This is a genomic window from Paenibacillus sp. FSL P4-0081 (assembly GCF_000758565.1).
Taxonomy (GTDB): domain Bacteria; phylum Bacillota; class Bacilli; order Paenibacillales; family Paenibacillaceae; genus Paenibacillus_AQ; species Paenibacillus_AQ phytohabitans.
On sequence record NZ_CP009280.1, the window covers coordinates 2,053,983 to 2,067,748 of the forward strand.

Genomic DNA, 13,766 nt, shown 5'->3' on the forward strand with positions numbered 1-13,766 from the left:
ACATTCCTCCCAAACATCCGGATATACAGGGGGCCAAGTTGTAAAACGTACAACATTTATGCCTAGGTGAAGCTCTGTGCCGCGAATTGTGGATTGAACACCGAACACCGAACACCGAACATAGGAAGCTCACTCCACTCCTGCTGCCCGGCGCGGCACTTCGGAGACAATAGTGTATTTCTAATGTTTCTTGCCATCTATAGGAACTGTAATGGTCTTGTTATAAGTCTTAATGTAGTGGTATCCATCCAGCAGCAGGAACTGCGGCGCATCCTCCGTATTGAACGAATAGGTCCGTTCCCACAGGATGTTGCCGTTCTTCAAGTCCCACGGACGGGACTGGGATATAGAAGCAACGGGAACTGTGGTTCCTCCGGCTTGAACAGCTAAAGTCTCTGTGTCGAGGAAGGTGAACTGCTTCCCGGCGATCACGATATCATAGCCGGTACCGGTCCGGGTAACACTGCGGATCCAGAGCTTCTCCTCGCCAAGCAGAATGGAGCGGTCAGAGGGTGCGGCCAGGGAGACAGGCTGTTCTATTTGCTCATATCCGGTGAAATTATCGAGTACCAGTTCAACGCTTTGCAGCTTGTCTGTCGGGAGCACATCGTATTCGATTTCAAAATCCGTGAGTCCCGTTTTGCCGGAACGTGCCGAACGCATGGACCAGTAATTCACTTCAATCCCATTCACATAGAGCTTGGTTACAGCCGAGAATCTCGGAGTCTCCCCATCTTCCAGTTCATAATGCCCCTTCACAAGGGTTGAGGTCGGAGAAGCTGTAATAGAATCATAGTGGACAGTTCCCTGATCAACCGGAACAGCTTGGGATATATCCGCTGTGAGCAGGCTTTTCATGGCTTGGTTCGCTTCAAATTTGAAGGAGACAGGATAGTGTGCCACTGTTCCATTCTCCAGCCACTCGCTGAATGTAACGGTCAATGTTCTGGAGAAGGGGCTGGCCGGCTCAAATTTGTATACTCCCTCGAAACGGGTACCGTCTTTGCTGCTGCCGCCGCTCCCCCCCAGGGGATCTGAATCCGTCAGGAACCCTTCCAGTTTATCTACTCCGTAACGGAGAGAATAGTTGCCGGCAGGGAAGTCGCCAGTATATACACTGCCTGAAGCCGGATCAATGCTGTAATACATCGTCAGGGCGTTGTCGTCCGCAATTACCCCGTTAATGGTAATAACCGTTCCGTCATCTAACGTTTTGCTTTTATGGACGCTTTGACCGTATCCGTGATCCGCCAATTCAGTGAAGGCCATGGTATCCAGTTCGCTTTTACTAAACAGCTTCCCGCCGTAATAAGCAAATGCAGGATATTGATAGATGCCCACCGTCAGAATAAAGGCTGCAGCTGCTGAGGCAACCCAGGTTCTCACTCTACTCCGGGTTCTTGTCTTCACAGGAACACGCTCAAGCGCTGTTCGAAGTCTGCCCTCAAGTTCTGATGGGGTCATGGTCTGCTGATGCTCCTGTAATCTCTCCTCGATCGTTCTCATAACGGTCACCTCCGATCATGGCTTTTAGTTTCTGTATGCCCTGCGAGATTCTTGACTTGATTGTACCGACCGGTGAATCGGTCATATCGGCAATTGTCTGATAGGGAAGATCATGAACATAGCGGAGTTCAATCGCTTCCCGCTGCCGCGGGTTCAGGTGAGCAAGCAGCGCCGACATGTCCATCTCAGACTCCGTATAGCGGTAGGGGTTATCTGCAGTCCATGCGGCAAGTGAAGGCTCCAGGTCGTCTTCACCGTCCAGAGGAAGATAACGCTCCTGCTTGCGGAGGACGGTCTTGCAGCGGTTCACGAGTATCGTTTTGCTCCAGCTGTAGAAGGCCTCCCTATTGTTCAACTGCTCCAGCTTCTCGTAAAGCGTAACAATCATATCTTCCATGACATCCATGGCATCGTGCTCATTGCCCATATAGCTGTAGGCAAGCCTGTAATAAGCGTCCTGTTCAGCTAAAATTAATTGTAATAAGGCTTCTTTGTTACCCCGCTGGGCTTGTCTCACAAGACGGCTTACATTCATGTTCTCACCTCTTTCATAGATAAGAGTCCGCAGAGGTTCTAAAAGTTCATCATGCACAAAAAAAATCTCCACAGCCTGTTCTCGGGGGAATGAGTAGCCCCTGGGAAGCCGCGGAGGAATTAGTATGATGAGCTTTCTTAATTCATTCGTAGAACAGCAGACGTTTGGCATAAGCGTTGCGGAAGTCGGTGGGGGTGAGGCCGACGATCTTTTTGAACGATTTCATGAAATTATGGCAATCCTTATAGCCGAGCTGCAGCGAGACTTCACTGACATTCTGGTTGGTGTCGGCCAGCAGGAATTTCGCCAGCTCCATCTTCTGCTGCAGAATATATTGCTTCAGGGAGATCCCGGAGATCACGGTGAACAGATGGGAGAGATATTTCTCATTGTAGCCGAAGTAGGCGGCGATTTGCGATACCTTGATGTGTTCACTGCGGCTCCACTTGATGTAGTCCACAATATCGTTATAGAGCTGCTCCTGCTTCGTCTTTTTGAGCGGGTCAGCATCGGCATTGCAGGTCTGGTTGTACAGCTCGCATAGAATCACAGTAGCCATGTAGTTGTTGAGTGTAGTCTGATTGTAGCCCCGCACCGAATCCTGCAGCTGCTTCATCATTACGATGATTTTCTCCAGGCTCCGGAGGGTTCCGTACTGGGGCAATAGAATCCGGTTATCTTCCTTGTCATAGGTGCGCGGGGAGAGATCGGTAACCTGAATTCCGCTGGTGGAATGAAAGTGCAGCCAGTAGAAACTGCATTCAGAGGGTTTGTACCCGTATTGCTTGGTGAGCGGAGGGAGGAGCAGATATTCCCCTTTGGAGACCACGAATTGCTGGTTGTCACCGGCCAGGTAGAGCACCCCTTCGGTCATAACGATAAGCTCATAATCCTGCAAAATCCTGCTCAGATGGACCCATTCTGCAGAGGGGGCGACAAACTTGCCGGTAATCTCCAGATTCACTGGCTTATCCACAATCAGCTCGAAGGCAGTCATTTGCATGTCCCCTTTTTTCTGACTTTAGTACACTTCTTCTAACCTTTATTATTCCTTAATCCCGGCATGAAGTAAAGCGCTTCCCAAATAAAAAGTTTAGGTAATGACTAACCTTTTTACACATATTCGAACATTAAACTATTTATCCGAATTTGAAATAAGGGTAAGCTGTAGATAAGACAAACAGACAAACTTAACCCATATTCAAACAAAGGAGATGAGGCAAAAAGCTTGTGAAATATGGCATTTGCGCTACAAATGGCGAGGGCATATTTTTTTAGAGTCTTATGTAAGCGTATACATTTTTGTGCGGGCAAAAAGCCGGAAACAAATTGGATCAGAAATGTGTGAGGAAAAATCCGGAAAAACAGAAGCGGTTTCGGTTAATTTTAACAAATGTTGAAATATATCTTGCTTGACCATAGAGGCGGACAGAAAAAGGGAGGATACAAAATGAAGAAGTTACTAACGGGTATGCTCGCGCTTATACTCGGTGCGGCGGCGTTATCGGGATGCTCCGGCGGCAACAATACAAATACAAATACAAATACAAATACAAATACAGATGCTGCCGGTGGCGGAGATACGGGCAAGAAGGTGAAGCTTACAGCAATTATGACCAAACATCCGCTGACCCAGGAATTCTCCAAAATGCAATGGCTGCAGGAGGCCGAGGAACGCGCCGGCGTTGAAATTGAGTGGCAGGAGGTAACGGCGGACTGGGATCAGAAGAAGGGCACACTGCTTGCCAGCGGCGATATTCCTGACCTGATTGTAGGCGTGAATTCCATTACGGATGCCGACTTCTCGCAGTTCCCGGGCCTCTTCGAGGATATGACCGGACTGATCAAGGATTACGGCCCTAACGTGCAGGCGATGTTCGATGCCAAACCGGAGACCAAAGTGATTGCCACACAGCTGGACGGCAAAATCTACGGCCTGCCCAAATACCAGAGATTCTGGCCGGAAACCACAACACGCCAGTTCATCAACCAGAAGTGGCTCGACAATCTCGGCCTGCAGATGCCTACGAACTGGGATGAGCTGTTCGATGTGCTGAAAGCATTCAAGGATGAGGATGCCAACGGAAACGGCGATAAGAATGACGAAATTCCGATGGATTTTGCCCCTACAGGAACTGTGGCGTTCGGAGCCTTTATGCCGACCGTGCTGATGGGCAGCGAAGGGATCACGCTGACGGATAACAGCGGACTGGGTTATTTCGTCGAAGACGGCAAGGTGAAGAACTTCTTCACGGATGAGCGCTACAAAACACTGGTCGCGTTCCTGAACAAATGCTTCAGCGCCGGACTGATCAATCCTGAAGTGTTCACCCAGGACTATACCAAATACCAGTCCGTTGCCCGCGGCAACGGTGAGACAGCAGCCGTCGGCTTCACCTGGGGCTGGGAGGTCACGGACAGAGTCGGTAATACGCTGGCTCCGCAGTATGCCTCGATGTCCCCGCTCAAAGTATCGGCTGATTCAACCAGCAAGATTTCCTGGAGCTATGATTACAACTCCCTGAACTATGGGGTGAATGCAGTACAGATGTCCGCCCAATCCAAACACAAGGAAGCGGCCATGAAGTTCATCAATGAATTGTATGATCCTACTGTAAGTATGCAGGTGCTATTCGGCTCCCTCGGAACGAATATCGGTGACAACGGAGACGGCAGCTACAGTATTCTGCCTCCTGCGGATGCCGCGATGGACCCTGGTACCTGGAAATGGACCTCCTCCTGGGCGGATAACGGAGCTATGTATATTGCCGATTCCCTTAAGCTGACGCTGGGTACGGATATGCAGTCTGTCGGCAGCCAGACCGAGCCGCTCAAAGCAGCGCTGGACGGGATCAATAAGGATACGGATGTGCTGCCGAGCATGTTCATCAAGTACAGCGCGGCGGATAACAACACGATGAGCTTGAATAACACCGGTATGATGTCACTCGCCCTGTCGAAATGGTCGCAATGGATTACCAAGGGCGGCATTGATGCCGAGTGGGATGACTATGTGAAGAATATCGGGAAGACCGGTGTGGACAAGAATATTGAGATCATCCAGAAATATTATGACGATTACAAAAAGAATCAGTAAGCGCAGATAAGCACCGTAAGTGCTATAAGAGAATCCGGGACCGGAAGAAGCGTCAGCGGACAATCTGGCTGAGACTGCTTGTTCCGGCTCCTTGATGGAAGGGGTGGTTCTGATGATATCGAAGAATCTGTATGAGCATCCGGCTCAGCCAAGGGCGCATAAGAAGCCCACCGTACTGAATACCTTCAAGCGGGATCATCAGCTGTGGATTATGATTTTTCCGGCCATTGTCGTGATCTTTATCTTCAACTATATCCCGATGTACGGCATTCAGCTGGCGTTCCGCGATTATGATTTCAGCAAAGGGCTCACCGGGGGCGCGTGGAGAGGACTGTTCTATTTCCGGCAGTTTTTTGACAGCTATATGTTTGCCGATCTGATGAAAAACACGGTAGCGATCAGTCTCGCCACTGTAATTCTAAGCTTCCCCGCGCCCATCATTCTGGCGCTGCTGATCAACCAGGTGCGCTGGAAGCGCGCCAAAAAAACACTTCAGACGACCGTGTATCTGCCGCATTTTATCTCCATCGTCGTTATGGTGGGTCTGCTGAACGTACTGCTCTCCCCGAATTCGGGGGTAATCGGACATATCCTCAGCTCGGTCGGATTGGGTGATGTCAATCTGCTAGGCTCGACGGGGACGTTCGTTCCGGTCTATGTGCTCTCGGAGATCTGGCAGCATTGCGGGTGGAACAGCATCATCTATCTGGCCGCACTGTCTACTGTGGACCCGCAGCTCTATGACTCCTCCAAAATCGACGGGGCCAGCCGCTGGCAGACGATCAAGCATGTCGATATCCCGGCGCTGATTCCGACCATTATCATTCTGTTCGTGCTTAGTATGGGGAATGTGCTCAGTACAGGCTTCGAGAAGGTATTCCTGATGCAGAATGCCCTGAACCTTCCGGTGTCCGAGGTCATCGCAACCTATGTCTACAAAATCGGGATTATCAGCAACCAGTTCAGCTATTCCGCCGCCATCGGGTTGTTTAATACCGTGATCAACTTTGTGTTCCTGTACGCGATGAATATGATTGCCCGCAAGTCCTCGGATATCAGCCTGTGGTAGCAGAGCTTACGGAAGGAGTGGAGCAGCATGCAGCTAATCACTAACAGTAAAGGTAAAAATAAAACCGACATCCTCTTCGATGCTGTCGTATATCTGGTCTGCCTGCTCATCTTTTTGAGCATTGTGTACCCGCTGTATTTCGTCATTATCGCCTCTGTCAGTGACTCCACGCTGGTGTCGACAGGTCAGGTGACGATTTTCCCCAAGAATATAAGCTTCTTCGGCTATAGTGAAATCTTCAAGGATTCGCGGATCTGGACAGGGTATAGCAATACGCTGCTCTATACGGTGCTCGGGACGGCCGTGAACCTGCTATTCACCCTGCCTGCGGCGTATGTGCTGTCCAGACAGGAGTTCCGGGCCCGGCGGTTTCTGATGCTGACGTTCGTAATCACACTGTTCTTCAACGGCGGACTGATTCCAACCTACCTGCTGATGAAGGATATGCACATGACGAATACGATGTGGGTGTTCATTATCCCGTTCTGCGTGAATGTCTATAATCTGATTATTGCCCGCTCGTTCTTCGAGAATTCGATCCCGCGGGAGCTGTTTGAGGCGGCTTCGATGGACGGGTGTACGCATTTCAAATTCTTCCTGAAGGTCGCCCTGCCGCTCTCCAAAGCGGTGGTGTCCGTTATCGGACTGTATTATCTGGTCGCCCACTGGAATGACTTCTTCACCGGACTGATCTATATCCGCAGCAATAACCTGCAGCCGCTGCAGATAGTGCTGAGAGATATTCTGCTATCCAACCAGGTATTCTCGCAAGGGGCGGGAGCGGGCGGTTCTGCCGGAGGTTATGCCCAGCAGTATGCGGATCAGGTGAAGTATGGAGTCATCATCGTATCTACCCTGCCGATTCTGATTGTGTACCCGTTCATCCAGAAGTACTTCGATAAAGGGGTCATGATCGGCTCGGTCAAAGGTTAAAGAGGAGGATGAGTGATGAACACAGATACGAATAATAATGCGGCAGTAAACTCAGGCATGCTGTACCAGCCGGGTACGGTAAAAATAACCCCTGCTATGCAGGCCTTCGGCTACAGCCATGTCGCGCTTAAGCCCGGCCACTGGAAACAGCAGCAGGATGAGACCATCGAGATGTATCTGGGCATTCCGGATGAGGATCTGCTGCATATTTTCCGGGTCAAGGCGGGTGTGCCCTCGGAGGCTGACGGTTTAGCCGGCTGGTACGGGGCGGGGGCAAGCACCTTCGGCCAGAAGCTGGGGGCGTATGCGAAGCTGTACCGGGTGACCGGGGATTTCAGACTGCAGGAAAAAGCAGAGCTGCTCGCAGATGAGTGGATCGCCTGCGCCGAGCAGTCCGCTGAATTATTCGACAATGATACTTATGTCTATGAGAAGCTGCTTGGTGGCTTCCTCGATCTGTATGAGTACCTGGGCTATGAGCGAATTCTCCCTTATGTGCTGAAGCTGACGGAAGCTGCGATGAACCGCTTCAAGCAGGATATTGCCAGGGACGGGCTGCAGGACCACGGGCTGTGGTCCAGTCATATGATCGAATGGTACACGCTGCCGGAGAATCTGTACCGTGCGTATCAGCTGACCGGAGAAGAGAAGTACAAGGACTTCGCCAAGGTATGGGACTACGATTACTTGTGGGATAAGCTGAACAGCAGGGATTTCGCGATCGGCCCGCGTCATGCCTACAGCCAGGTGAACAGTCTATGCAGCGCAGCGCGCGCCTATGAAGTGACCGGGGATGAACGTTATCTGTCGGCGATGAAGATCGCTTACGATGAGCTTACGGCCCATCATATTTTTGCCACCGGCGGCTATGGGCCTGCGGAATGCCTGTTCACGGAGAAGGAGGGCTACCTGGGGGATTCACTGAAATCCACCTGGGACTCTACGTTGTCGAGCCTGACCTATACCAATTTCGCCGGGACGGAAGTCACCCGCAATGACACCTGGGGCAGCTGCGAGGTCTCCTGCTGTGCCTGGGCCGTGTTCAAATTCAGCAGCTACCTGCTGCAATATACCGGGGAAGCCAAGTACGGCGAATGGGTGGAGAAGCTGTTGTATAACGGAACGGGTGCGCAGCTCCCGGTGAAGCCGGACGGAAGAGTGATGTATTATGCCAACTACTTTCTGGATGGTGCGGTGAAGACGGTAGAGGACCGGAGACTGCAGGAGGGCGGACATAACTTCGAGTGGCAATGCTGCACAGGCACCTTCCCGCAGGATGTAGCGGAGTATAGCAATATGCTCTATTATCACAGCGAGGATAGCCTGTATGTAACGCAGTATCTGCCCTCCCGGGTGAAGTGGGCCAAAGACCTCATGGATATTACGGTGGAAAACTATTCGCAGTATCCGGAAGTGGAGGGGCCGGTCAAGCTGCGGATCAGTCTGGAGGGAAGGGCGGAGTTCGGGCTGAAGCTGCGCGTTCCGGCCTGGGCCACAGGACTGAACAGCTTGAAGATCAACGGGGAAGAGGTGGAGACGGCGGTTGTGTCCGGTGAGTGGGCTTCAGTCCGCAGGGAGTGGAATGATGGAGACATCGTAGAGATCGACTTGCCGTTCCCGCTCTATTTCAGAGCTGTGGATGCCGCGAATCCCGGCATTGCCGCCTTGAACTACGGCCCGCTGGTGCTGGTAGCCGATAAGATGACCCGGTTCATCGGTGACACCGCCGACCCGTCCGGCTGGATACACCCGGTAGAAGGGCAGCCGTATACCTTCGAGACGGACAAAGGCCATGTGGCAGGATACACTCACCTGACCCGCAGCTTCCAGCCGTATTACAAAATCGGAGAAATGCAGTGGTATTATATGTATAACGAAATCCAGCCGCGTTAGCGGCTGGATTCTTTGTTGTGGTTATGAATCGTAATACGAGCGTTGCTAGATAAGCTGAACATAAAACTTTAACATGAAACCTGAAAAAACTTTAACATAAAACTTTAACATAAAACTTTAACATAAAACTTGAACATGAAATTTTAACATAAAACTAACCTTCACCTTGTGAATATTTGAACCTCCGGCGTAGCGTCAAGAGGTTTGTGTGAAAGAGTAGAAGTACCTCCCTGGGTATGGGTACGAGTATGGGTACGAGTATGGGTAGGAGTATGGGGATGGGTAGGGGTATGAGTACGAGTATGGGGATGGGTAGGGGTAGGGGTATGAGTATGAGTATGAGTATGGGTATGGGTATGTGTGAGGGTACGGGTTCGCCTGTTGTTGCAGGAAGCCCTTGATTCATCCGCTTTCTGTGGCAGAGATCAGCTGACTTGCACCGACTTTTATAAAATCCTGCACATAATACAACATTTCCCTCGTCTTATCGGCCGAAATCCAAAATTGTTGTATCAAATGCAGGATTTCAGCTTTTCCCGGTGGTTTAGGAGGATTATTGTTGTATTTCCTACAACAATCCTCCCGGATACCCGGCTATCCATCAATCCAAGTTGCACAACGTACAACATTTATGTCTACAGTCCCTCCGAAGAGGTCTCTATTCTTCTGCAGGTCACGAATTAAGTACAGGGCATTGACGTATTCCGCCAGCCTCGCTGTGACTGACCGGTAACCTGCAGGTGTGTTGTCTAAAGTGCAGCTTATATAGCGTACTTATTCTTTCACGATTGTAATCACATATTCCTGCTCCGTCGTATGATCCTCTGCCTTAACCGTGAGGTTCAGCGTCGTGCGTTCCTCAGTCAGCTTAACCTGGCGCGGGAGCGAGTCCTCGATCAGAATTCCGCCCGCATAGACCAGGGCATTCTTATGCTCTGGTGTGACATTCAGCTGTACACTGCCGGCCGCTTGCGGAACGGTTAGGGTATAAGCGGTTACGCCGCTGCTGAAGGGAGCCGAGAGCGTGCCTTCGCTAAAAGCAAGCTGGCGCAGCCCTGCGCTACGGCTGTAGCCGGTCATCATGCGCAGCAGATCGAATATACCATTTTCCTGCCCCGGAATGACGAATTTGACCTCCACTTCGGTCTTGCCGCTGATGACTTCAGCCGGGATAAGATAACTCCGGTTGTAGAAGCTGCGCGCCTGATCGGTGTGCAGAATTTCGCGGCTGATCAGTTCACCGTCCGCATAAATAGCGAGCTCCTTGCCGTTGCTGCCGGAGAAATAGGTAACCGAGAGGTAGTTGTCACTCTGTGGTGCCACCTTCAACCTGTAGCTGAACCAGCCGGCATTCTCCGCCTTGCGGATATTGTATCCGTCCCATGTAGCCACAGAGGTATTCTCCCCTTGAATTCCGTGCTCCAGCTCGTATTGGTCATTGCCGACAGGCAGACTGTCAAGGGTGGCATCCTGCACACGCTGCAGGATTTTTCCCTGCAGAATATGCTGCTGCAGCTCCGCCGAATCGGCTTCCACCAGCCGCCAATAGATGCCGTAACGCTCATTATGCTGCTTATAATGGGGCGTAAATACCAGCCGGTTGTCTTCATCCGTTCCCTGAAGCGCAAACGCCAGTTCATTCTGCTCCAGGCGGACACAGCGGTCTGCCAACTTCTCCAGCCACATCTCCGGACTCTCGTTCACCGTGGTGATGAAATCCTTCACCAGCATATTGCGGGTCGGCACACTGACATCCACACCTGTGGCAGACACAGCCAGATCACTCCGGCCCAGTGCGGCGCTGAGCACTGCCGGCCCGTATTTGAAGGCTGCAACATGCCGGGCATCCGGGAGATTGAAGTAAGCAAGCTTCATCGGCAGCCGGAGCTGCAGAGTATCGCCGTCTTCCCATACTCTGCCCACTACAGCATATGTTCCGCTCCCGTTGAATACAACATTGACCGGTTCCCCGTTCAATAGGAGCTCCGCTTCCCCGGCCAGCCAGTCCGGCAGGCGCAGCTTGAGCGCAAGGGGGCTGGCCTGAGGCTGCAGGGTATTTATTGTGAATTGTACAGCATCGCTATAAGGCAAATTGGCCGATTGTGTCAGCTTCAGCCCGTGTTCACTGGAGTGGAGGGTGGAGCTTAGGTACTGATTGACCACAATGCTTGCGGCATCATAGAAATACAGGCTGTCATTCAGCTTGGTGAAGCTCTCCATGCCGGTTCCGGTGCAGCACCAGAAATGCTCAAACGGTGAGCTGTATACTTTGAAGTAACCCGTTGCCATAGGCTGAAAATACATCGTCATCCCGGTATGCGGATGCTGTGAGGACACGATCGCATTCAGGTAGGTATTCTCGTAAAACTCAGCGTATTTGGAGTCTCCGGTGATTTTGAACAGCTCTCGTGTCAGCTTCAGCATATTATAGGTGTTGCAGGTCTCCGCTGTGAAATTGGAGCGTTCCCGGTCCAGCATATCCGGATCGCCGAAATGCTCCCACTCGCTGTTGCCGCCGGTAATGTAGCTGTGATGATGCACAACCATATCCCAGAACTGCCCGGCGGCCTCCAGATAAAAGACCTCACTCTCCCCAAGGGTCCGGTAACGGTTCAGCGCCCCGAGGAACTTCGGAATGGTTGTATTGGCATGTTTGCCTTTGAGGATATCTTTGCCTTCATGGACTGGAGTGAACAAAGTCAGCTCATCAAAGCTATGAGCGGCGCTTAAGTGGTTAAAGTTGCCGCTGACTTTGTACAGCTCATAAAGGCAGTCGTTCATCCCGCCATATTCGACGGATAATACGCGCTGCTGTATTTCGTCAGACCAGGAAGCCGTACGGTTGTACACCCAATCCCCCAGCTTGTTCACTACGCTATACGCTGTTGCGCTGCCGGTGGCAGAGTAGGCGGCGGTGAGTCCGGCGATAATCTTGTGCATTGTGTACCAAGGCACCCAGGCAGGCTGTTTATTCTCGATATTATCGAACAACTGCTCATCGAACGCTGACAGGTAACCGCTCTCATGCTGGCACAACGCAAGCTCACTGAGCAAGTATTCCAGTCTGAGCGCAAGCGCATCATCCTGGGAGGTGGCATAAGCCTGGGACAAGGCAGAGAGATAATGGCCCAGCGTATGCCCGCGGATTTCGGTATTCTCCCAGCCCGGATACTTCTCGCTCTTCTTCGGGAGTCCCCGGTTCTCACGGAAGCCGGCCAGCAGACGGTCAGGTTCCAAGCTGGTGAGGTACGCTACTTCTTTGGCAAAGGCGTTGACGATATACGGATCGGCGATGGAAACCTGATGCATGCGGTACTCCTGATACATGGGTTTGCCCTGAGTCTGGGCCGCAGACTGCGTTTGGGGTGTAATTGTCACTTTTTATCACCATTCCTATGGATTCTATAATGTTAAAGCAAGGCTGGTATCCTATGAATAAGCTTATATTTAAAGGGCTTGTCGGTAAATAGTGATAGGTTCGAATATGTGTGAAAAGGTTAGATTTCCGAGGTGGAGTGGGACAAGAGAAAAGTACCCCCGAATCCCCAACCCCTGATGTTTGCTACTGCGGTGTCATCGATCGTTGGAATATGGGCATCCAAAACCCTATGTGGACTCCAGAGCCGTTATTTTCTTGAAACTAGCTATTTTCAGCCTGAAGCGGACTCCAGTTCCGTTATGCTCCAAATCATCGTCCAAATCTCTGTTTCCAGAGAAAATAAGCGATCTCCAGTCCGCGTGGAGGTGAAAACAGCGAAAATCAGCTGAATAAGGGATTCTCAGTCCGCTTCCCTGCCGATTCAACTCTTCGGAGCCGATTCGTGAATCCGTGGGGCGGAAGCTTTTTGGAGGTCAGGCTTTCTGTTCAGCCCTTCCGCAGAATCGTTAGGGCCGCTGATTGATCTAGCCGGCTAAAAAGCACACAAAAAAACCGCAGCTGCTGCTTAGGGCAACAGACTGCGGCTTGCGTGTGATAGACAATAAAGCTTATTGAACCCATATGTCTTACTTAAGGTGTGTACTGCTGCACGATGGAGACGATCTGTCCGTTCTGGATGGTGATGTGGTAAGGAGATTGGCTTAGATCGAAAACATCAGTTTTGGCAAATTCCTGAGTGAACTGCTGCAGGCTGAGCGCCTCGTTCCAGTTAATGTCCAGTTCCTCAATATTACCAGTGTGGTCGTAGATCTGCATAGTTACTTTAGCATTAGGGGCTACCGGGTAGGAAGTCAGCGAATCGCTGTCATTCACGATATAGTAACCGTCGGGTACACCGCCGATTTCGGCTGCGGCTTCAGGCTCACGTTCAGCGAAGATAGCATCGGCCGCTGCGCCTTCGTACCATGTGATTTCGTCTCCGGTAAGGGTGGTTTGACCCTTATTGGTGTCGAGTGCGTGTATGTAAACCGTCAAGTGCTGGATATGATCGCTACTCTGGGCTTCTGCGGTCTTCATGGTCGTGCTGGCCGTAGTCACGAGGGAGAGGAACAACAGGACCAATACAGGAAACAGATAGACATTTTTGTTTTTTAACATTGTGGAATTTCCCCCTTGGCATAATATGACACGGTGTAAGTCTATATACCTAATTACCCTTCGGTATAGTTCTCAAACGTGTTCATACCCTAATAACGTTGATTTTCAAAAAATGTTGCAAATATATTTTCAGATCTCCCTGCAGGAGCCGATCCAATTATTGGGTTGCTTACCTCCAGCATCATCGCGTTGCCAG

At 51.1% G+C, this 13,766-nt stretch carries 9 protein-coding genes; 4 read left to right on the top strand and 5 right to left on the bottom strand.

Features of this window, described 5'->3' with window-relative positions; genetic code table 11:
* Positions 1–180 precede the first annotated feature (180 nt).
* The 3 genes from P40081_RS08815 to P40081_RS08825 form a co-directional block, all read right to left on the bottom strand.
* Positions 181–1,506 (bottom strand): DUF4179 domain-containing protein, encoded by a 1,326-nt coding sequence (locus tag P40081_RS08815; protein ID WP_042134834.1) that lies wholly within the window; start codon positions 1,504–1,506, stop codon positions 181–183.
* Entirely contained in the window at positions 1,445–2,041 is a 597-nt protein-coding gene (locus P40081_RS08820) for an RNA polymerase sigma factor (RefSeq protein ID WP_042134836.1), read from the bottom strand. The genes P40081_RS08815 and P40081_RS08820 overlap by 62 nt, the downstream gene beginning before the upstream one ends.
* A 142-nt stretch (positions 2,042–2,183) precedes the next feature.
* On the bottom strand, positions 2,184–3,038 hold the full coding sequence (locus P40081_RS08825) for an AraC family transcriptional regulator (RefSeq protein WP_042134839.1): 855 nt from the start codon (positions 3,036–3,038) through the stop codon (positions 2,184–2,186).
* A gap of 453 nt (positions 3,039–3,491) precedes the next feature.
* On the opposite strand from P40081_RS08825, the gene P40081_RS08830 reads away from it, so the two are divergent.
* From P40081_RS08830 to P40081_RS08845, 4 genes are all read left to right on the top strand, one after another.
* Entirely contained in the window at positions 3,492–5,138 is a 1,647-nt protein-coding gene (locus tag P40081_RS08830) for a type 2 periplasmic-binding domain-containing protein (protein WP_042134841.1), read from the top strand.
* A gap of 112 nt (positions 5,139–5,250) precedes the next feature.
* Positions 5,251–6,207, top strand: a complete 957-nt coding sequence (locus P40081_RS08835; RefSeq protein ID WP_042134843.1) for an ABC transporter permease — start codon at positions 5,251–5,253, stop codon at positions 6,205–6,207.
* Between the two features lie 27 nt (positions 6,208–6,234).
* Positions 6,235–7,140, top strand: a complete 906-nt coding sequence (locus tag P40081_RS08840) for a carbohydrate ABC transporter permease (protein ID WP_042134844.1) — start codon at positions 6,235–6,237, stop codon at positions 7,138–7,140.
* Positions 7,141–7,155: 15 nt separating this feature from the next.
* On the top strand, positions 7,156–9,033 hold the full coding sequence (locus tag P40081_RS08845) for a beta-L-arabinofuranosidase domain-containing protein (protein ID WP_042134846.1): 1,878 nt from the start codon (positions 7,156–7,158) through the stop codon (positions 9,031–9,033).
* Positions 9,034–9,807: 774 nt separating this feature from the next.
* Here the strand turns inward: P40081_RS08845 and P40081_RS08850 are convergent.
* Both P40081_RS08850 and P40081_RS08855 read right to left on the bottom strand, forming a co-directional pair.
* Positions 9,808–12,411: a beta-L-arabinofuranosidase domain-containing protein gene (locus P40081_RS08850; protein WP_331281710.1), complete on the bottom strand. Its 2,604-nt coding sequence runs from the start codon at positions 12,409–12,411 to the stop codon at positions 9,808–9,810.
* Positions 12,412–13,042: 631 nt separating this feature from the next.
* On the bottom strand, positions 13,043–13,570 hold the full coding sequence (locus tag P40081_RS08855; protein ID WP_042134849.1) for a hypothetical protein: 528 nt from the start codon (positions 13,568–13,570) through the stop codon (positions 13,043–13,045).
* Between the last annotated feature and the right edge of the window lie 196 nt (positions 13,571–13,766).